Genomic DNA, 22,729 nt, shown 5'->3' on the forward strand with positions numbered 1-22,729 from the left:
GGTGATTCTGATTATAAAATAATACCTATTAGTGTCAATTTATAACTATAAGCTTAAATACCCATGAAGGTTACTAAAACAAGTAATATATTATTAATAATATGTGTGAATAGCAGACTTGGTGAGGATATAAGAACAAAAAAAAATGATGATATCAGAGAAAAAAGAGTATTTTAAAAACTTAAATATGATCAACAATTGACCAAAAAAAGAATAATTATCAATAAAAATTTGATGGAATATAAAAATCAACTGTTTTTTTAATATATATCAATAGAAATATATTTTAATTTCCCACAAAAACTCTATCCTGTTGAAATATATACACATAAAAAATATAAGATAGAGTTTACTCTTTATATATCTCTTTCTAAATTTAAAATAAATACATAAAAACACTTAAATTTACATTTAAAAAATGGTAAATATCAGCCTTAAACTGCTTATTACATATCGACCCAACTGTCAAACATAAAAAAACACTTATAAACGCTGAATTAAATTTAATGGAGATTACAATAATTGACATTTAAACTATAAAATATACAAATCAATATATTTTAAAATATATTGACTGTCTTCAATTAGAAGCTAAAGAGATAGTTTTACCATCTGTCCACCACAAAGAGGCTTCAAAAAGTAAATCTGATTTTAGAATGTGTATAGTCGATTTGAGTATTTAAAATAAACAGAACCCTATAGAAGTAGAGCTTAATCTATTATTAAGCCCTTAACTATCCCCTCAAAATTAAATTTTAGATGCTAAGTTCCCGAAAAAAGATAATCAATAGTATATTTTTCTACATACTTTAAATAAAAATATCGCTTTTAAATTTGAATGATAGTCCTAACTTTATAAGAGTTAAAATATTTTTAAGTAGTTAATATTGATAGAATGATTATAGAATATAGGTAATGACTAAAAGTCCAGTCAAATAATATAAAACTTGTATTTTCATTGATGGCTGGCCTATAACAATTAATATCTTCATTCACTTCGCTCATGGAAACCGACAGAAATAACAGCAACATCAATCGTTCCATCAGTCACTTCTATCTCTAACTGATCGTAGATCTCGACATCAGTAATACTTTTGACTAACTGCCCTTCTTTAGTGGTCATAGAATAACCGCGTAAAAGCGTATTGAGAGGGCTCAATAGCGTTAACTTCTCTACAGTATTGACAAACGCTTGCTCTCTTTCTTGATATTTTTTTCTAAGCGCTCTCTCCATCCCATCACTCATCATCTGAAGTCGATCTTGATGACGCTCTATCTGATCATTTAAAGAGATTCTCTTCAATCGATCATTGATAACTGAATAACGCGCCTGAAGTTGCTCTAATCGATAATGAATCGCTCTTCCTAAACCTGCTTTTAGACGAATCAATTGCTCCCTATTTTGACTTAAGCGCGATTTAGGATCTTTAAGATAGAGTCGATAGGAGAGGTGATCGATCTCTTTTTCGAGCGTACGTAACTTATCCCGCATCATTTTCATTAAATGGGATTCAACTTCTGAAAGATATTGATAGAGCTCATCTCGAGATTGTGATGAATATTTTGCTGCCATAGATGGCGTTGGAGCTCGTAGATCGGCGACGAAATCAGCTATTGTAATATCTGTCTCATGCCCTACTCCTGTGATAATAGGTATCTTAGAAGCAAAGATTGCGCGAGCAACTACTTCTTCATTAAAACACCATAAATCCTCTATACTGCCCCCTCCACGGATAAGAAGTAGAAGATCACATATATTCTCTCGATTCGCACGCCCAATTGCATTAGCGATATCATGTTCGGCCCCTCTTCCTTGTACATTAGTTGCATACAGCTTAAGGGGAATATCGGGTCTATGGGATGAGAAAACCTGTAAGACATCTTGTAACGCTGCGGCGCTTCGTGAGGTAATAATACCTATCTTACGCGGATGCTTAGGGATAAGCTGTTTATAATGCGTATCAAATAACCCCTCTTCTGCAAGGCGATTTTTAAGTGCTAAAAATTGTAGATAAAGATCACCAACTCCAGCCTCTTCAACACGAGAGACTATTAACTGATACTCTCCTCGAGGCGCATAGACGGAGACTTTTCCAGTTAACTTTATTTTCTGACCATTTGTAATCAATGAACGATAACGCTCTGCTTGAGAACGCCATATGACAGACTTAAGCATCCCACCTTCATCTTTAAGATTAAAGTAGATATGTCCAGAACCAGGATAAGCCGCATTAGAGACCTCTCCTTCAACCTGACAATAGAAAAATGCACCTTCAAGAAGATCTCGAATCGCAAAGTTGAGCGCCGTAACTGAATAGACAGCATCAGATAAGTCACGTTTTTCTCGATTCTCTAGAGGATATCCCTCCCTTTCTGTGCTGAAAAGATCATGCCGACTCATAATCCTCCTTGCTTTGCCTCATTCCAATAGCGGTCTAAATCTTCGAGCGTTACTGATTCTAGTGGCGCTGTGGCGCTCTTCTCAATATAATTAAATCGACGTCTAAATTTTAGATTAGTCAATTGCAATGCTTCTTCAGGATCAATCTCTAAAAAGCGTGCTAAATTGACCAATGAGAAGAAGAGATCCCCCAACTCACTCTTTATCGCTTCTCGATCCCCGCTCTCCATTGCCTCAAAAAACTCTAAACGCTCCTCTTCAACTTTCTCAATAACAGGATCAATCTCATCCCAGTCAAAACCTACTGTCGCAGCTTTTTTCTGTAATAATTCTGCCTGTCTTAAAGGAGAGAGAGCTCTGGGAATTCCCGAAAGCAATGATGGATTGATCTCTACTCTCTTCTCTGCTCGCTCTTCTGCTTTGATACGAGCCCAATCTGCCTTCTGTTCAGCGATTGAATGGTACTGCTTTCCGGCAAAAACATGGGGATGTCTACGTATTATCTTCTCATTGAGACGCGCCATCACATCACTAAAATCGAAAGCTTCTCGCTCCTTTGCAATCTCACAATGAAGAAGGATCTGTAGCAATAGATCCGCGAGCTCCTCTTCTAATGCAGCCTCTCTAATCTGCTCTTGATCATTGATATAAGGCTCTTGTATTTTATCATTAATATTCTCTTGCCGAGCTATCTGATCCGCTTCGGTTAATTCAACAATAGCATCAATCACTTCAGCGGCTTCTTCTTTTAAATAGGGAATCAGAGAAAGATGTGTCTGCGCACGATCCCAAGGACAACCATCCTCAGCTCGCAATCGAGCCATCGTCTCTAATAAGTGATCTAATCTCTCTCTATGAGCCATGATGCTTTCCTACTCCCTATTCTTATTGATTAGCTTAATGCCACTAATTTACAACTAATAATTACAACTAATGATGGGGCTTATGATACCCGTTATATTGTTATTTTTAAATAAAACTAAAGACCGAATAGCATCCTAATAATCTGATCAAAGTATCTTTCAAAATATCTTTCAAAGTGAATGATGAGATAAGATGCCAAAATTTGACTTTTAGAAAGTAATTGACCTAAAAATAGATACCCACAGATACTGTGGATAACCTTGTGTATAACTCGATGATAAGGAGCATAAAGGGCATTAAAATGGCTCATCTATTAAAATGACCAATAATTAGACACCTCTCTAAAGCTAGTAATATCAATCGATTTCACAAATCATAAACTCACAAAAGTCAAATAGCGACATAACCCTCTAATTATCGAGCTTTTGAAAAGATGTTAATAAGTCAAGCTAATTTTAGATCTTTTTTTCTGTTTTTTTCACAATGAGAGACGCGTTAAAAAGTGGTGCAATCTTTGAACAACTTCCTATTTTCTACATCAAATTTTTCTCTCTTTTTAGGTGAAAAAATCCAAATAAATGATCACTAATTTAATTCTTCGCGCCAAACGCCCCCTATTGCTATAATCTCTCCAATTAATCAATGGAGTCTTATAAAAAACTATTTTAATCGCTCCATTCAATTATTCCATTCAACTTTCATTTACAGAAGAGAGCATTAAATTAATTATGAGTTATACCATTATCATCCCCGCACGATTAAAGTCGACTCGCCTTCCTAATAAAATGTTACGCGACCTTGCCTGCAAGCCTCTTATAGAGTGGACCTGGGAGGCAGCATTGAAGAGCGATGCGAAGCGCATTATCGTTGCGACGGATAGTGATGCAATCTATCATCATTTAAAAGCTTTAGGCGCAGAAGTTATTATGACAAAAGATTCCCATGAATCTGGAACTGATCGTCTCAGCGAAGTCTCTCAAAAATTAGAATTCCCCGATGATGAGATCATTGTTAATTGGCAAGGGGATGAGCCTTTTCTACCCACTAATTTAATCGATCTTGCAGCAACAGCCCTCAAAGAAAATCCTTCTGTTGCAATAAGTACATTGGCAACCCCGATTCATCAATGGGAAGAAGTTCATAATCCTAATGCTGTAAAAGTTGTTCTCAATGAGGCTGATGAAGCACTCTACTTCTCAAGAGCTGCGATTCCTTACCAGAGAGATGCAATGCCGGTAACAGGGGTAATTGAAGACTCCCCCTATCTGCGCCATATAGGCCTATATGCTTATCGTGCGAGTTTTCTCAATGCCTATCCCCATTTAATCCCCTCCCATCTTGAGTCTTTAGAGAAATTAGAGCAGCTCAGAGCCCTTGCGAACAATTATAAAATTGCTGTCGCAATCACTACAGAAGCACCCCCTGCCGGTATCGATACTGAAGCGGATCTAATCACAGCAGAATCTTGGATTCACTCTTTAAGCACCCTCAAATAAGCACCTCGACTAAATCATAGACTAAACTCACGGTCGGCTTAATACTTAAAAATTTAGGAGATTATCCATGTTTCTCAACAACCTCTCATTTCAACGCTTCTCATCTACTCTGTTTCGTAAAATTACACGTATCAAAACAGCATGGTTTAAAAACCTTTTCATCTCCCAATTTGCGAAAATCTACAAGATCGCTTGGCAAGATTATGAACGTCAAAGCCCAGAACAGTTTATTAACTTCAATGATTTTTTTACCCGTGAGTTAAAAGAGGGGACTCGTCCCATAAGCGACGCAGCGCTCATCTCCCCTGCTGATGGGAAAATTGCAGCAAGTGGAGCATTAGATAAGACTCAATTTATCCATGCCAAAGGTCACAACTTCACCTTAGAATCATTAATTGCTGATCCACAATTAGCAGACACTTTTAAAGATGGCTCTTTTGCAACGATCTATCTTTCACCAAGGGATTACCATCGTATCCATATGCCAGTGGATGGAACCCTTCTACGGACCATTCATATCCCGGGGAAACTCTATAGTGTCTCCTTAAAGACTGCTGAAAAAATCCCCGCTCTTTTTGCGGAGAATGAGCGACACGTCTCACTCTTTGAGACCCCCTATGGCAAGATGATCGTTATCTTAGTCGGTGCCATTAATGTCTCTAGTATTGAAACTATCTGGTCGGGAACCGTTACACCACCCTATGGCAAACTGCTACAATATAGTGATTATCAAAAAGAGGGGATCTCCTTGAAAAAAGGGGAAGAGATGGGGCGCTTCAATATGGGATCAACGGCAATCGTTATTACAGAGAAAGGGAATTTAATGCTCGATCCTCTCATCAAAGAGTATCAGCCCATTAAACTTGGTGAGCCGCTCTTTCATCTTCAAGAAGAGAGCTTCTAGCACTTCTCCGCTCTTTCCCCTTTCTTTTATAAATCTTAACGGGTATAATGCTTTGCTTGATTTTGAGTCTTTTAATGAGATGGTGCTTTCTAAGCTTTTTAGTTACTGAAAAAGTTTAAAAAAATAGTGCCAATCAAAACTACAAGACTCTAGGTCTCCTTGTCTTTTAAGTTGTGTTTAAAAGACTTTAAATATTTTTTAAATCCATAAGGAGCATGAATAATGCGTCATTACGAAGTAGTATTTCTGGTTCATCCAGACCAAAGTGAACAAGTTCCTGCAATGATCGATCGCTACAAAGCAATCGTGACTGATAATGGTGGCGTAGTCCATCGTTTAGAAGATTGGGGCCGTCGCCAATTAGCATATCCTATTCAAAAAATTCATAAAGCACACTACGTTCTTATGAACATTGAATGTGATAAAGCCTCTTTAGAAGAGCTACAAAGCGCATTCCGTTTTAACGATGCGGTTATCCGTGATCTTATCATCAACAAAGAAGAAGCGGAAACTGAACCATCTGTTGTTGCAGCAAAACCTGAGCGTCATCATGACAATCGTGAAGTTGAAGCTGAAAGCAACGATGATGCTGACAACGCAGATAGCGAAGAAGCATAAGCATCGGATCTCTTTTAAAATATAGACAAAAGGTAATAAAATTATGTCACGTTATGTTCGTCGTAGAAAATATTGTCGTTTTACCGCTGAAGGCGTTAAAGAAATCGACTATAAAGATATTAATCTCTTAAAAAATTATGTTACAGAGACAGGTAAAATCGTACCTAGCCGTGTAACGGGTACAAGCGCACGCTATCAGCGTCAGCTCGCAACTGCAATTAAACGTGCTCGCTACATTGCATTGCTCCCATACACTGATCAACACTAATTTGTCCAAAGGGAGATAATCAATGAAAGTTATTCTTTTAGAAAAAATTGAAAATTTAGGTTCTCTTGGCGACATGGTCGATGTTAAGCCAGGATTTGCACGTAACTACCTTCTTCCACAAGGTCTTGCGACTGAAGCGACTGAAGCTAACGTTGCTCGCTTTGAAGAGCGTCGTGCAGAACTCGAGCAGAAACAAGCTGAAGTATTAGCGGAAGCAACTGCACGTGGTGAAAAACTTGCTGGTTTAGTGATGACTATCGCTGCAAACGCAGGTTCAGAAGGTCGTCTATTCGGTTCAGTAACAGCTCAAGATATCGCAACTCTTATTACAGATGCAGGTGTACCTGTTGAGCGTAAAGAAGTTCGTATCCATGATGGTGCAATCCGTTCACTCGGCGAGCACACAGTTACACTTCACCTCCACGCTGATGTGAATGTTGAAATCACTGTTAACGTAACAGCTGAATAATCGATTAGGTTTTAAAGCTACATGTTAGTAGCTTTAAAATTCAGATCAAAACATCAATAATAAAATTCATCCTAAGACAATGAATCAAAAAAGCCCACTCAATAGTGGGCTTTCTCTTATCTACCTTATCTACCTTATCTATCCTATCTATCCTATCTATCCTATCTACCTCATCTGCTATTCCTACTATTCCTACTATTATCCTTAATGTAGAGTGTAGAGCTACATCATAAATCATCTTGGAAATCATGAATCGGAGATTACAGATTCTGAATTCTAGATTCTGGATTCTGGATTCTAAATTTATAAATGGAGTAGAGATTCTCCTTGAGGGGCAACCTGATCTGCTTTGATCGGTTTTTCAATGCCTCCCCACTCAACTCTCACCCAATTAAGAAGATCGGCAATCTCCTTCGCGGTTAATGCACCTTCAAACCCTGGCATAGCGTACATACGCTCCCCATTAGAGTAGGAGGTTGTGGGTATTCCATTGAGTACAACGGCAATTAGAGTTTGTGGATCCTCCATCATCACGATCGCATCTCCCTCTAATGCTGGCGCTACATGTGGAATTCCCTTACCCTCTATCCCATGACAAGTAGCACAAGCCGCTAAATAATTCTCTCGACCCGCTACAAGATCTGCCTGTTTCATCGCTCCTATAACTTGATTAGTCATAATAGGAGAGCGCTTAGGCGAAAGAATCTTCCCCCCTTTATCGGTAAGAAGATAGGTTGCCATAGCAATCACATCTTGACGATTCATCTGACTTGTCGAGAAATGGGTCACTGTCTCCATTCCCGCAAAAGAATCCCCTTCCGGGGCAATTCCAGTCGCTAAATACTCGGTAAGATCTTCTAATGAGTAACCTCTTTTCGCCAATGTCTCAGCCGTAATATTAGGAATCGCTAACCCATCTTCAAATCCTCCGGTCAATGCCGCTTTAAAATCTACCCCCATCATAAAATTTCTAGGAGAGTGGCAAGCGCCACAATGTGCTAATCCCTCAACGAGATAAGCACCTCGATTCCATACTTCAGAACGATTAGGATCATGCGGTGCCAATCGATCTGGAAAGTTAAAGAGTGTCCAAAAGTTCAAAAATGGGCGTACGGGCCAAGCAAATACCCCACTATTTTGAGCATTAGGAATTGCTAAAGGAGGAATACTCATCAAGTAAGCGTAAAGCGCATCGATATCCTCATCAGTCGTAATATGGGTAAAGACGTAAGGCATTGCCGGATAGAGATTTCCACGCTCCTTACCTACCCCATCTTTAAGCGCCCGATGAAAATCTTCTCGCGTATAGTTGCCAATTCCATATCTCTTATCAGGAGTAATATTGGTAGAGTAGATCGTTCCTAATGGTGCCATTGTAATAGGAACACCCCCTGCTCCCATCTCTCCTCCTTCCCGGGTATGACAACCAAAACAATCTCCAGCAAGCGCTAGCTCTCGCCCTTTAGGTATCAATGCCTTCATCTCTGCTTCACTCAAAGTACCTTTAGTAGTCACAGAATCTTGACGAAACACACCGATTAGGATTAATACCGCTAAGATAATCAACAATAATAGGAGCCAGATGAGCCAGCGCTTTAAGCTCCTGTTCTGCTTACTGCGACGATAATAATCGATATCTTCAACATAACGCATCTTCTACTCCTTAATCGATAACACAACCGGGGGTAGCTAAGGCGACATCCCGAATTGCTTCATAATAACGGACATACCCTGTACAACGGCAGATATGATCATTGAGTGCCTCCTCAATGGCTTTTTCTAGATTAGCTCTCTTAATGGGGTGGCGATTTAAGCGATCTAAAAAAACCGTTGCACCCGCAACAAATCCTGGCGCACAATAACCACATTGGAAAGCAAAATTATCAATAAAAGCCTGTTGAATAGGCGTTAAGATCAATACTCCATCTTTTTTTGTCGCCTGCCCTTCAATCGTCACAATATTTTTGCCGGAAAAATAGTGCGCTCCAAAGATACATGTTCTCGTTTCACTTTTTGACCCATCAGGATGAATCTCCATAACGGTACAGGCATGGCAAATCCCCTGCCCACAACCAAAATGAGTCCCTGTTAAATCGAGATACTCATGTAAAAAGTCGATCATTGTCATCGTCAATGGTACTTCAATCGGCCCAACCTCCTCCCCATTAATTGTGAGTGTAAGGGGTTTACGCTCAATTGCAGGATAACGTTGCTGAATCTTTTCACTATCAAAGTGCTCTTTCACAATATGACTCTTCTCGTCATGATTTTGTTGATCATTTTTTTGTAGATCTAATCCTTGTTCATCTAATCCTTGTTGATTCGATAAAGTGCCCACTTGATGCTCTTTCTCTATCTCTCTACTCATCTTTACTCCCTTTTTTGATACTCATAATGCTACTCTGAGAGCGCTTTCTGAATCTTATCTGCCGTTACCGGAAAATGGTAAAAACGTCTACCTGTTGCATGGGTTAATGCATTGCTAGTTGCCGGCAGAATAGGGATCATCCCAAGTTCAGCCATCCCTTTTGGAGGAGACGTTTCCGATAAAGGGGGAAGAAATTGTGCCGTCTGATTCCAAACAGCAACATCTTTTGCCCGTGGCAATCGATAGCGATTAAAGTTCCAAGTACCATTTCCCGGGCCATCCTCATAGAGTGGAAGCTCCTCCATTAGCGCATGCCCTAACCCCATTGCCGTTCCGCCCTGAATTTGCCCTGAGACTAATTCAGGAACGATGAGCTTACCGGGATTCATAATCATATGATGTGAAAGGATCTCCACTTCACCACTAAAGCTATCAACACTCAACTCTACAAGTGACGATGCCGGCGTGACTGTCGTTGGATCTGCTCCTGATCGATCTGTATCTGGGAAATAGGCAACCTTTCGTTTAATAAAATCATATCCCCCTGTAGTCATCCTCGCTTTTAAGCTTGCCGGCGCCCCTTTCCCATATTTTACGGCAAGCGCATCTAGGGGGAGATTGAGCATCCCTACTGTGGGAATATCAAACTCTGCACGCGCCCACTGCCAGCTAGAGTAAGCATGTACGGCAACACCGGTGACCAATCCCATTTCATGTGCTTTTTTCGCCACAACCTCAAAGGGGAGTGGTGTCATACCGCCACCACCGATACCGAGCTCTGTAATTCGAAGATCTGCCAGAGACATATTGAGGCTATTAAAAGATCCCCCCCCAATCCCTTCACTCCAGATCGCTTTTGCCGCCGGCCAGAGTGAATGTTCTAAAAGAAAATTCCCAGCTTGTCGCGTTCCAAAGCCGATATAGTAAACACCACTTGAAGAACTCATATCAGGAATCAATGCCGGCACCCAATAGGGATCATTCTTCGCTAGTTGATCCTGTTTTTTCTGATTTGCCCAACTGGTATAAAGCGGCAATTCATCAAATTGCGTCACGCCAAATTCGACATAGTCAGGAACTTTTCCTAACGCTTGCCAAATCATTACCTGCTGCGCTGTTGTTCCACCCGTTCCAATCTCTTGAACACAATGGCGCATCGAGAGTTTACCCATCTCATCAAATTCTAGTGAGAGAATTGTAGGAACACCACTTGAGCCATAAACTTGCTGTACTTGGGCAAATCCTACACCATAGAGTCGACCAGGATTTTCTGCCTCATACTTCATTTTTGCCTCATGACGATGACGCCAAAGTGGATGCTTTTGTGCCATCTCTAACATCTCGATATTGCGGGGATCTCCGGCAAAAATACCTCCTTGAGTATTGGTATACCCTTCTCGAATTGCATTCTTTTTACGTAACTCTATCGGGTCGATCCCCAATTCATGCGCTAACTCATCGACCAGTAATTCTGTAATTGCCATCGATTGGAGAGAGCCAAAGCCACGCATTGAACCGGCTTCAACTGCCGGTGTTGCCATCGCTAAAGCGGTCAAATCAGACTTAGGAAAATAGTAGATCGACTGCGCGCCCCGCACTGCCACATGAGAAACTGCAACAGAAAGATTCTCTCTCCCTCCACCATTACATTGATAAGTTCCTTTTAAGATCTCAAATTGGCCACTTTGACGATCTGCTGTAATAGTGACCTCCATCTCCACCGCATGTCGCTTCATGCCCATCTGAAATTGCTCATAGCGATTATTAGCCATTCGTACCGGCAATCCATCACTATAGAAACTAGCCGCCATCGCATAGATTGGGAAAACAGAGTAATCCTTAGAACCATAGCCTACCGTCGAACCCGTTAAAAGGAGGATATTTTCTACCCCTTTAAAACGACTCTCCTTGAGCAGATCTGCTGCCATATTCGCAACTCCTGCCGGCGATTGCGTCGCTGTTAAGATATGAAGCGTCTTATTCTCAGCATCATACCAAGCATTACAGTTATCGGGTTCCATCGCACTCGGATCGATCGACTGCGAAAACCCTTTTCGCGTTAGAACAATTTTATTAGGATCCTCTTTTGCCCGCTCTACCTCAGCGGCTATTGCTTCAGCATGTTGCATCCCTATATGTTGAATCTCTGGCTTCTTATCGGCCTTCTCTAGAGCACGGATAAAACCACCTCCACGATCCTTATGCTTAAGACTGGCGACTAAAGAGCCAGTAGAATACCCCTCGGGTGGCCAAATCACCTCATTACCATCAAAGACGCCTTTAATGGCAGAATCTTGATAAGGGGAGAATTGGGAAGGCGCAGTCGGTGTATCACCTCCGATACGGACATAACGAGCAGCACCATAATTTTTGGGTGGTTTAATACCGGTCACTGCGCCATATTGAATAACGCTCTCATCAAATTGTAATAGACGTTGTGCGGCACTAAATCGGTCAAAATCCTTATAGATCAAAATCGCAACAGGATGACCATAGATAGGGGGCGTCTCCCCTTTCGGAAGAAGAATATTACTCCCATAAAAGCCGGCACCCATGCTGGTATCTTGAGGAATATTGAGTCCATCTCGTACTAGATCTTCCTGCATCACAAGGCGATCGGGCTGTAGCTCGCTCCCTAGAATCGAAAGATCAATCCCTTCAAAAGTTCGATCAGCCTTCGTACTTTTAAGCATAAAGGCGTAAGCTTGTTGATCCGGCCAACCCTCCAGATCTTTCGCACGATAATCTCGGGCAAAATTCTTCTCACCTGTTATTTTACGAATCGCATCCCAACGCATCTTTGCCCGACCATCACGCCCCATCCAATCTGTGGATGTCGGTCCTGAATTGATCTCTACAGCTTCCGCGATTGGAAGCTTTCCTACCATTATCGTAATACCAGCAATAACACCGAGTTTAATAAAGCCTCGGCGGGAGATCTCCATACTCATGACTTACCCCTTATTTAATCTTTTATAATCGATCACGATCGGATCGATCTCTATATACTCTCTCTATATTACCCTCTATTGCAACAGATCGAGCGGACTAAATCTAGTTGAATCTAACGGAGTCTAGCTGAAGTAAAATCTCGATCTACTTAAATTAATAATGACCCATTCACAATGAGTAATTCAAATAGATGATTTAAATAACCAATCAAAAAACCAGTATCGATTCAAAATAAGTAGATGAATCGATACTGGTGATATTAAAAATAAAAAATAAAAATAGAATTGTACGTCAATTGTAAGTGAGTTAATGGTAGATCGATAATGGATTTACTATACTTCCAGATCCATCAACACAATAGATCACTCACGACAGCAACTATTTACCTTCTGGCTTTTTATACCAAATAACAGGCTCTGGACGCCCTGGATTTGGGAGCGCTTCTGCCTCTTCAAACGTTAAATTGAGATGATCTGCAACGATCTGTGTAGGTGTACTCGCTAACCAAGCATTAAGAGAAATATCGGAGTAACGAGAGATCGGATAAGCATCTGGACGTTTAAATACTTCGATAAAGCGAACAGGCTCATCACCAATATTTTGGATATAGTGTCCCGCTACAATAGGAACAACCCCTACATCACCTGCTTGATAGTTGAATGTTCTTGCCGTCCCTTGTGAGTTAAAGACCGTCATACGCGCCTTACCCTCAATAAAGTAGAGCCACTCTTGCGCACGTGGATGCCAATGGATTTCACGCATACCACCAGGTTCGATCTCTACAAATGCTGCTGAAATCGTCTTCGCTTCAGGGAAGTTACGCTCATCTACAAAGTAGACTTTACCTGCTTCACACTCATGAGGCGTGATTGAATCACGATGGAATGTAAATGGTGAAGGAACATCACCATGTTCATTATGCTTACGCACAACATTGATCGGCCCTGGAACCTCGCCTTTAAAGATATACTTCTCAACTTGTGGTAATTTTTTCAGCGTATCCACATCCATCTTGAAGTTTGCTGCGATCACATCTTGTGGAATATGAGAAATGAGCTCTGTTAAGAGGAAGGTGTTATTTTCAGAGAAATCAGCTTCACTAAAGACTAAAAGGAATTCACACCCTTGATCTAATCCCTGAATAGAGTGGGGAATTCCAGCTTCAAAGTTCCAGATATCACCCTCTTTAACATCATCAATAAAGATACGACCATCTTCATCAATCGCTGTAACACGAGCATTACCATAGAGCATATAGCCCCACTCTGCCTCTTTATGCCAATGAAGCTCACGATAAGCACCTGGCTCAAGCGACATATTCACGCCAGCAATATCGAGCGATGCCGGTAGTTCACGATTAGTAATTTCACGCGTCCAACCGCCCTCTTCTAAACGCATATGCGCATCAGAGAAACTAAAACGTAAGTTTGGAATGGTGCCATGATCCGTTGGTGGTGGCACTAAAATATCTGGATTTTCACGATCGCGCATGATGTTACGTGGACCATGGTCGATCCAACCTTTACCATCTGATGGGCGAAACGGCTGCGGGGTATTCTTATCTATAGGCATAGAAAATCTCCATTGTCTATCTAAGTTAATATCATCAGCAATCAAGCATATCGATTGAATCACTGATTGGAAAAACGAACTACTCCTTACTACTCCAGAAATGATGCTTAAGAAGCAGGATCGATTGAATCATCCCCCTTCTCTTTTGCCAAAAGAAGGTAGATTAAGAGTAAAATTAATAAAATTGCCGGTAAAAGAAGGGCCGCCTCACCAAAGCGAATCGTCGCTAATGTGCCAGCATAGCCTCCTAAACCAAACCCTAATAATACTGAGAAGAAGATCACAGCTTTTCGCCATGTACCTTTATCCCCTTGAATAGCTTGCATTAAATTACTAAATGCCAACTGTACAACTAAAGTGACAGCAACATTTCCGTAGAGCATTCCTTTCACCTTGTGAAAAGCATTCCCCTGAAGACCTGCAACAAATGAGATGATGATGCAGATTGTTGAGATAGAGAGAATACTATTAAAATAACCACTCGCCAGAATAATAAGTACTAGCGCTTCAATAGCGATGATCACGAAGGTCCAACTATGATTATTCTTATTTCGATAGATCTTCTCCACTATCGCGGTTAACATCGAGCCGACACCAAACGCTAAAACGGTAAACATAATCGCATAGAAATGGGGCCAGTTTTTAGTTGCGATCGTCTCACCTAAGAGAATAATATTTCCTGATTGTACTGTACTGAAGATCTTAGAGACATGATAGGTGTAACCATTCATTAACCCTGCGATAATCGCCAGAACGAAAGCAATTTCTGGGCGTTCCATAATCGGAACGGCAGTTGAAGCAGGATCTAACATTGAAGAAGCCAATGTATTCCGACTTTTCACCGACTGCTCCGGCTGTGATGAAGAACTTTTCATAGTAGATCCCCTCAAATAATGATAAATCGTGATAAAACCTATAAGGTTAAATAGTAAATCTTATTTTGTAAGTCTTATTTTCTTCTACATACTCACTGCGATACATTTACTCCAACATACCATTATTTACAATTTTTTTAATAATCTATTTCTACAAACTCGCTATAAAGATTTAAACGCTAATATAAACACCAGTGTTGACTTAAACATTTAATTAAAAAACCAATTAAAAAATTAATCAAACAGTTAATTAAAAAGTTAATCTTAAGAAGAGAGATGGTAATAAAAACAGATCGATATATATTATATTTTCACATATAACGTTAATAATCTATATAACAGGGAATGGCTCCCTTGAATGCTATTCATGTTATATCTCTATGTCTGTTATATAGTTGCAAAACTTGTCATAAAACTAGTTATTACGCTAACTCCACTATATAAAATTTATTTTTCTATTTTCTATTCTTTAATGCTCCTACTTCATATAATAGGGGTGAATCGCTATCAATAAAGAGCTTCTCCCATTATTTACTGAATTAATATTACGCATATTATCTATCAATACCCTCTCTTACCCTCTACTCTTGCACCAATGGGGGGAACCAAATGGCAGCTTGCCCATGAATTAATCGTTCTTGACTAATCCATGAGTCAGGTGCGGGTACGACCGTCTTGCAATAGAGTAAATCCTCTCCAGATTTTGCTAATAATGCCGGCGTTAATACGATAGGCTCAGGCCCATAGATAGCACTAGCGGTAAATTCCCCCTCCTCTCTTCCACCACAAACAACCCAGAGTTGATGTAATGTTGCCGCTGCATAAGGATAATAATTAGCCCTTCCTGTAGGGGGATTAGGGGTCGAATAGAGAGCGGCATCAATCTCTACCTTTAACGGAAGTGGTAATCGCGCCGGCGCGGCAATAATATCGGTACGCTCAACACTATAGAGAGCCCCAAGTTCTGCTACCGCCAATTCATACTCCAGTGCCAGTCCGATTCGTCCAATCGACGTCTCCACGACCGTGATCCGATCTCCTGCAACCGCCCATCCCTTATCAGATGCATCAAGATGAGTTGCACGATAACGACCTAAAATATTGCCCTCTGGCCCTGCTAAAACAACTGTATGGTAGAGTCGATCTTGCTCTATTTCAGGATAGGATCCCACAACATAACCGCCCCCTTTCGCTGCAATTTGCGATATTTTTGTCTCAAAAGAACCACCTTGCTCTTCAGCTGCTGCAAAAATCTCCGTCTCTAAAAGGGGATCAGCAATCGTAGAGAATGCCGGTAAAACTAAAAGCTGATTCTTTTGAACGCTCACCTTATCAAGCAGAGAACTCTCTTTAGGCCATTGAGCTGCGCTCAACAATACCTGCCGGCGCTCTTGAGTTGCATTAGCATCATCAGGCGCACGATGAAGGGCTAAATGAGGTATATAAAGCTGAACTCTTCTTCTTGCCAAAATTGCATCACGATAAGTATCTGCTTCTGCCGGCTCAATTGTAGCGCGATAAATTCCATTTAAACCAGGAGCAAGTTCTTCAGGAGAAATCACGGGGGCTTGCAACACTTTTTCTCCTGTTGGTGCCCAAATACTCGATCCACCATTATAGTAGAGCTCGGCTCCCGTCAATGGATTAGTCTCAATTCCACTGCGAGTTGCACAGATCGACCAAACGCCATTAAGTGCACTAATATGTTGCACATGTGCAATTGTAGAGTGATCCCCAACTCGCTCACTCGACGCTGCATTAGGCATAATCCGATCCGACACCGAGTGCCAACCAATGATCTGCGCCCCCTTTAACGTCAAGAGACGCGCATATTGCCAATAGGTATCGTCATAACAGATCAGAAGTCCAATTTTACCGAGCGCTGTATCAAAGACCGTCGTTTCACTATTTCCCGGGGCAAAAATACGCTGATCTTGACTATTAAGCCCCCGTTTACGATAAGTCCCGATAATCCCCTCAGGCCCTAATAAGACCGCACTATTGTAAGCAAGTCCGCTCTCTTGATCTCGCTCTGCGATACCTACGCTGATATAGAGATTATATCTCTTGAGCAGAGGTAGAAGTGCCGCAGTTGTTTTGCCGGGAATGGTATCTAAAAAAGGGGAGATCTCTTGATAATCCCGGAAAAGATAACCACAAGTCGCCGTTTCAGGAAAAACAGCATAATCGATTCCTTCCTGAGCAAGCTTTTCAACGGCAACAACAAGACGCGCAATATTGCCTTCTAAATCACCCCATGCCGGAATAAAATCAATCGCGGCAACAGTGACCTTCTCTTTTTTATGCTGACCTATATGCTCGCTCTTTTTTATTATTTTCTGCATATCTCACCTTACAATCCCTATAACGATCTAGGTTCTATTTAAGATGTGTCATTTTTTAAGAATGAAAACCATGAAATTCGATAAAAAATGATGAATTATTATTAGAAGATATTAGCAATTAATCATAGCAAGTAAAAGATTTCTTTCGATTATTGACAAAAAGTATGCTGAATATCACAAAATTAAAAGATCAGATGAAAGAGATCTCAAAAGAAAAGATCTCAAAAAAATATTTTGATAAGAAAGGAGTACTTATCAAAAGTACTCCTTCATTAGCGTTTATCGATCTTATCAACTTCTTATCGACTCTATAGACCAATAAAGATCTTGTAATAAGATAAGAGATATTATTCCTCTAGATTACTCCGCTACGGCAATATATCCCTTACGTGGCAACTTCCACTGATGTTTCTCTGCCGCAATCAGAGCACTACGTTGCAAAAGTCTCGGCGCTGAATTGTAGTAACCTGCAGCATTAGGACCAAAGCTAATACTCATGCCGAAGACTAGATCTCCATAAGCATTAATCTCACGATAATTAGAGTGGACACCTAAGACGGTTGCTACCATTTCAGGGTCTTTCTCTATTTCAGCAATCGCCGTTGCTTTAAGCTCTTCTAAAATAAGATCAATATCATCATGACGATGAGCCTGATCTAAAACAAATTGTGTGCTTGCAGCGTAACCATCGGTAATATTTTTAGGTTTACGATTAACAAACTCCTCTGTTCCATACTCAATTGCCGCACCATAACTATTGAGATAGATCGTCTCTGGTGTCTGCCTAACCACAACCGCATAGGTGGAATCGATAATCACTACATCTCCTACTTTAGTAGGATAATAAGCCTCATCATGAGGAACATCTCGAGAGATCATATCTTCAAGAAGATCGATCGTTAGTCGAATACGCCCATTATCGAGTAGCGGATTATAGAGAAAGACCGAATAGAGATTAATATGCTCAATCTCCCAAGGAATTCCTTGATACATCACACGCTCCCCTTCACGAGCAAGCCCCATATTAAGGAATGTGCGAAGACGTTTAAAGTAAGCCGGCACAGAGTTACGGAAACTGATCAGCATCGCCAAAATAATTAAGATAGCAAAACCAAAGAGCACCATATTCCCTGATGAGTGCAAGATAACTAACATCGCGGAAAAAGCGATAATAAATGAGAAGATTTCATAGAGAAGCAACATCAAGCGCCAAGGAAGATTTGCCCGTCTTGTATGGCGATTCTCTTGCACTTTTCGTTCATGTCTTTGTACAACACGTCGCAAGATCCAGGAGAAGAGATAAAGCAGACCAAAAAAGGTTCCTAAACTATAGAGCAGTATCTTCCCTTCATTTGTTATAAAGTTCCACGTTCCTTGGGTAATTCGCTCTGAAAGTGTCCCCTCTTTCTCTAGCTCTCGATATTGCAAGTTAATCAACTCAAGCTGATTTGCATAGTATGCGCGTTTAATCTCCCAGCTATTTTTAATCTTATCAAGCTGTTTGAGTGAAGCAGGATTGAGTTCAGACTCATCGATCTCATTAAGGTGAATCAATGCTTCATCGATCGCAATAAGATTCTGCTCAAGTTCAGCGCGAGTTGTTCGAATAAAGTCTCGCTTTCTTTGTGATTCTGTTAAATTTTGCAGGGAGCTAAAGACCGGCTGAACGATTTTAATCAGCTCTTTTTGCCAATCATATTGGAGAATCTCCTCCTCTTCATTATCGGAGATATCAAAAAGCTCAACCTCCAATCCGCCTAGGGCTGTCTTCTCAAACATCCGCTCAAAATTGCGCTTCTGCTGATCGAGCTGGGAGAGCGTCACTTCAAGGCTCATTTTATGATCAGGATCTGTCGTCTCCGCTAATTCTGCAATAATAACTTCTCGTTTTGCATTTACATCATCGAGATTCCCGCGAATCTGATTGAGTGAGACGGTATTCTCTTGCACAATGGTACGAGATTCACCGCTCTGTGCAAATGTAATATTATTCCCGATCAAAGCGATAAGAAGCACCATAATTAGGAGAATGCCTCCTATCATGCGATAAAAAATATTTTTCTGCATTCCTTTTTTAACCAAAATTCCTCAACTTTGCATAAAACTACTATGCGTTTAAGATTTAAGTGTTCTGATCTTGTTGTAAATAACCATTCAATAAATTTCAAATAAAAAATTTTAAATAAATGTTGATTAATTAATTATTTTATTAAATCAAAAACAAATTAAAATAAATGAAAAATAAATAAACTTCAAGACTTGCTCCATTCTACAGAAATAATACACAATTTCTACTAACAGAGTTATTGTCTCAAAAGTGAGTAAAGAATCCGTAAAAAAGCCTCAGTATCGATAAACACTGAGGCGATTGATTATTCCAGCCCCCTTAAGAGCTACTTAAACTTATCTTTAAGATCCTAAGATAGGCTATTTTTTTATAGCTTCTCCGCCATAATCTCGGCAACATCAGGCCCCCAAACAGGAACTTTTCCATCTGTTTCAAAGAAGAGTGTTTTATACTGCATCTTCAACATATAAGGGATACGGCCCATCTTCAATATTTGGGTATCGCCACCAAACCAAGAGTTAGAACGGATATAGAATCCCTTACCGCTACCAATATCACCTATACAGAAGACCCAAGGCTTTAATGGCTCATTTGCTTTTTCTGGCGCCATCTTACCTAGATCCATGGCCACCTGACGGCCGATAATCTCACACTGCTGGTGACCGATCGCCCCTAATTTTGGCATCGTTACCGCAGCACAATCTCCGGCGGCAAAGATATTTTTATACTTAGGATTTCTCATCAAGAGATCGGTAATAATAAAACCTTGATTATCACTAATCTCTAAACCTTTTAAGAAATCATGCGCAACCCAATCAGGGAAGACAATCTTTAACTCTGCCGGTAATTCCATACCATTTGCAAAGATGATGGAATCTTTCGTGAGCTTCACAATATCTTTAGTATTGTTCACATACTTAAAGCCCATTTTGCCGGCAACTTCAAGCAACTGCGGAACAACTTTATCGCCCGCATCTTCTGCAATCATCTCAGCAGGTGTTGTTATAGTGATCTTGGAGGCATCTCCCATTTTATGGCGTTGAAGCCAGTCAGCTAAACCTAAACTGATCTCAACAGGTGGGCCTTCACACGCCGCCATCGCATCAGGAATCTGTCCGCCAGGATAAGGCTCTAAACCTTTCGCCCCATCACCTTGATGGAATCGAGCAGAACCTACAACAATCGGTCCTCCTTTATAGGTTCCATCATGTAATTTTTTACGGAGCTTATTACCATGATAGAAATCTGATACGGTATCCCCATATTCTGCAAAACCTTCAATTTTATCGAAGGCTAATTTAGCACCGAGAGCAATCACAAGATAATCGTAGCTCATCTCATGCGCTTCTGCACCTGGACGCTCATTAGGGATGATAGAGACCGTCTGTGCCTTTGGATCGATCTTTGTGACTTCTGCATGAATAAAGTCAATCTTATCTTTCTTCAATGTTTTGGGAATATCCATCTTTAATGAATACTCCGGATTACGGTTCTCTAAAACTTCTGCCGGAATATTGGGTACATAGAGCAAGTAGGACTTACGGTCAATAACGGTGATATCAACTTCATCCTTCGCATATTCACGAATCTTTTGGGCTGCGCCTAAACCGGCAAAATTCCCACCAAGAACTAGGACTCTCTTTTTACTCATATAACTATACCTCTCTATTAAATTAAAGATGGTTCTATCTTCTCTCTAGTAGATCTTCTATCTAAATATCGACTATTTAAATATCAAGAAGTTTGGTCTAATTGACAACCTAATCGATGATCTCATCAAATAGAGAAAATAGAGATTACTAGAATCATTATATATTACATAAACACTATATGTTTATTTATTTTTTAAATATGATAATTGATCTAATAAACTATCCAATAAACAACACAATAAACAAACTAATAAAAACCCAATAATTGAGCCTATAAAAATAAAAATGGATTTGAAATAGATTTAAAATAGATTCAAAACAGATCCAAAAATAGAGATGAAAATGATAATCAATTATTGAGAGTAATCCATTAAAAAATAGTTAGTCCTATACAGCCTCTTACAAGAGCCTCTTACAAGAGAATATAAAAAAAGAGCTTACCCATCAGGATAAGCTCTTATCTCTTACTTCTTCTATTACCTACATAAAGTAATCTACTCTACATTATAAGGCGGTACACTATTGATCTCTGACTCTTGATAACGAATCATCTCTGGCGTTGTAACCTGATCACGAATGATTCTCACATCATGCGCTTCGATCCGTTTTGCACTGTTGCCCCAACTATTACGGACAAAGTTCACAAGATCGGCTACTTCACGATTATCAAGGCGCCATGCATAACCTAACATTGCATACTCTGTCGGCGCATCAATCGTTCCCGGCATATGGCTTCCTTTCAAAATCAATGTAATTAAAGAGTCTGCATTCTCATTTAAGATCGCTGAATTACCGGCAAGCGCAGGGAATGTCTCGGCATAGCCTTTACCATCAGAACGGTGACAAGCAGCACAATTATTAAGATAAGTTAACGCGCCCGGCTCATCAACACGACCATTGGAGAGCGCATCAAATGTGGCAGGATTATAGTGATATTTCTGACCATTAGGATTCACTGGCGATAGAGATTTGATGTAACTTGCAATCGCATCAATATCGGCATCTGTTAAGTGCTGTAAGCTATCATTGACAACAGCAACCATCGAGCCAAAAACGGCAGAAGTACTATTTCGTCCACTTTTCAGTAGTGTTGCTAACTCTTCATGGCTCATTCGCCCTAATCCATCCATATCATCGCCACGGAGATTAACAGCATTCCATCCCTCTAAAGTTTTACCACCAGAGAGATAACGGCGATCAGGATCATTCTTATAGGCGACTTCCGCCATCGCTTCATCTCGCGGCGTATGACAGGTACCACAATGTGCTAACCCTTCAACTAAATAAGCCCCCCGTTCAATAGGATCATTACTTGTAAAAGCAGTTAACTTCGTTACCTCCGGCGCAAAAGCTAAACGCCAAGCATTAACCGGCCAATTCATATTAAAAGGCCAACTACCCGATATAACCGGCATCTTATTATTGACCGGCTTTACCGCATACATAAAGTAGTTATAGAGCGCTTCCACATCTTCACTCGCAACAGAGGCAAATGAAGGATAAGGCATTGCCGGATAGAGCGCATCACCCGATTTTTTCAATCCATATCGCACTGCATTATCAAAATCTGTTAAGGAGTAATTTCCAATACCGGTCTCCTTATCAGGCGTGATATTGCTTGGATAGATCAAACCGACAGGCGTCCCGGAATCGAGCCCTATACCGCCGGCAAAATCTCCTTTATCGCTAGTGTGACAAGCGGCACAATCCCCTGCTTTTGCAAGATACTCACCGCGCGTAATCAGCTCTTCTTTACTCAACTTTGTAGTAGGCTGAATTTCTGAACTTGCCCCTTTATAGAAACTAAAGAAGCCAATTACAACAATGGCTAAAATAATAACTAAAATTATAATATTTCTGATAATTCTCATCGCTAT

Annotated in this window: 16 protein-coding genes; 5 read left to right on the forward strand and 11 right to left on the reverse strand. The window is 40.4% G+C overall.

All coding sequences use genetic code 11. From position 1 onward, the window contains the following. Positions 1–988 precede the first annotated feature (988 nt). Positions 989–2,401, reverse strand: a complete 1,413-nt coding sequence (gene xseA, locus B9T19_RS09955; RefSeq protein WP_094568482.1) for an exodeoxyribonuclease VII large subunit — start codon at positions 2,399–2,401, stop codon at positions 989–991. After that, positions 2,398–3,264, reverse strand: coding sequence for a nucleoside triphosphate pyrophosphohydrolase (gene mazG, locus B9T19_RS09960; protein WP_094568483.1), 867 nt, complete (start codon positions 3,262–3,264; stop codon positions 2,398–2,400). Before mazG ends, xseA begins: the two co-directional genes overlap by 4 nt. 729 nt (positions 3,265–3,993) lie before the next feature. Between mazG and kdsB the strand changes: the two genes are divergently transcribed. The 5 genes from kdsB (at position 3,994) to rplI (ending at position 7,020) form a co-directional block, all read left to right on the forward strand. Continuing rightward, positions 3,994–4,761, forward strand: coding sequence for a 3-deoxy-manno-octulosonate cytidylyltransferase (gene kdsB, locus B9T19_RS09965; protein WP_094568484.1), 768 nt, complete (start codon positions 3,994–3,996; stop codon positions 4,759–4,761). A 67-nt stretch (positions 4,762–4,828) separates the two neighbouring features. Next, positions 4,829–5,665 (forward strand): archaetidylserine decarboxylase, encoded by an 837-nt coding sequence (gene asd, locus B9T19_RS09970; RefSeq protein WP_094568485.1) that lies wholly within the window; start codon positions 4,829–4,831, stop codon positions 5,663–5,665. A 222-nt stretch (positions 5,666–5,887) separates the two neighbouring features. Continuing rightward, the gene (gene rpsF, locus B9T19_RS09975) at positions 5,888–6,283 is read left to right on the forward strand and encodes a 30S ribosomal protein S6 (RefSeq protein ID WP_094568486.1); all 396 of its coding nucleotides are present in this window, start codon (positions 5,888–5,890) and stop codon (positions 6,281–6,283) included. A 43-nt stretch (positions 6,284–6,326) separates the two neighbouring features. Next, a complete protein-coding gene (rpsR, locus tag B9T19_RS09980) occupies positions 6,327–6,551 on the forward strand; it encodes a 30S ribosomal protein S18 (protein WP_094568487.1) in 225 nt (74 codons plus the stop codon). 22 nt (positions 6,552–6,573) lie between these two features. Then, complete coding sequence (gene rplI, locus B9T19_RS09985) at positions 6,574–7,020, forward strand: 50S ribosomal protein L9 (protein ID WP_094568488.1); 447 nt, start codon at positions 6,574–6,576, stop codon at positions 7,018–7,020. Positions 7,021–7,323: 303 nt separating this feature from the next. Here rplI and B9T19_RS09995 read toward each other — a convergent pair whose 3' ends face one another. The 9 genes from B9T19_RS09995 to B9T19_RS10035 form a co-directional block, all read right to left on the reverse strand. Then, positions 7,324–8,673 carry a cytochrome c gene (locus B9T19_RS09995; protein WP_094568490.1) on the reverse strand — a complete coding sequence of 450 codons (1,350 nt, stop codon included), beginning with the start codon at positions 8,671–8,673 and terminating at the stop codon, positions 7,324–7,326. A 10-nt stretch (positions 8,674–8,683) separates the two neighbouring features. Further along, positions 8,684–9,238 (reverse strand): (2Fe-2S)-binding protein, encoded by a 555-nt coding sequence (locus B9T19_RS10000; RefSeq protein WP_233146848.1) that lies wholly within the window; start codon positions 9,236–9,238, stop codon positions 8,684–8,686. Between the two features lie 179 nt (positions 9,239–9,417). Then, entirely contained in the window at positions 9,418–12,339 is a 2,922-nt protein-coding gene (locus B9T19_RS10005) for a xanthine dehydrogenase family protein molybdopterin-binding subunit (RefSeq protein ID WP_094568491.1), read from the reverse strand. Positions 12,340–12,718: 379 nt separating this feature from the next. Continuing rightward, the gene (locus B9T19_RS10010; protein ID WP_094568492.1) at positions 12,719–13,912 is read right to left on the reverse strand and encodes a cupin domain-containing protein; all 1,194 of its coding nucleotides are present in this window, start codon (positions 13,910–13,912) and stop codon (positions 12,719–12,721) included. Positions 13,913–14,019: 107 nt separating this feature from the next. Next, positions 14,020–14,787, reverse strand: coding sequence for a YoaK family protein (locus tag B9T19_RS10015; RefSeq protein WP_233146847.1), 768 nt, complete (start codon positions 14,785–14,787; stop codon positions 14,020–14,022). A 581-nt stretch (positions 14,788–15,368) separates the two neighbouring features. Beyond that, positions 15,369–17,132: a carbon-nitrogen hydrolase family protein gene (locus B9T19_RS10020; protein ID WP_094568493.1), complete on the reverse strand. Its 1,764-nt coding sequence runs from the start codon at positions 17,130–17,132 to the stop codon at positions 15,369–15,371. 360 nt (positions 17,133–17,492) lie between these two features. Further along, complete coding sequence (locus B9T19_RS10025; RefSeq protein ID WP_143436883.1) at positions 17,493–19,199, reverse strand: hypothetical protein; 1,707 nt, start codon at positions 19,197–19,199, stop codon at positions 17,493–17,495. A 368-nt stretch (positions 19,200–19,567) separates the two neighbouring features. Continuing rightward, positions 19,568–20,851, reverse strand: a complete 1,284-nt coding sequence (locus tag B9T19_RS10030; RefSeq protein ID WP_094568495.1) for an NAD(P)/FAD-dependent oxidoreductase — start codon at positions 20,849–20,851, stop codon at positions 19,568–19,570. Between the two features lie 495 nt (positions 20,852–21,346). Then, on the reverse strand, positions 21,347–22,723 hold the full coding sequence (locus B9T19_RS10035) for a cytochrome c (RefSeq protein ID WP_094568496.1): 1,377 nt from the start codon (positions 22,721–22,723) through the stop codon (positions 21,347–21,349). Positions 22,724–22,729: the final 6 nt, after the last annotated feature.

Source organism: Ignatzschineria sp. F8392 (assembly GCF_002252045.1).
GTDB lineage: Bacteria > Pseudomonadota > Gammaproteobacteria > Cardiobacteriales > Wohlfahrtiimonadaceae > Ignatzschineria.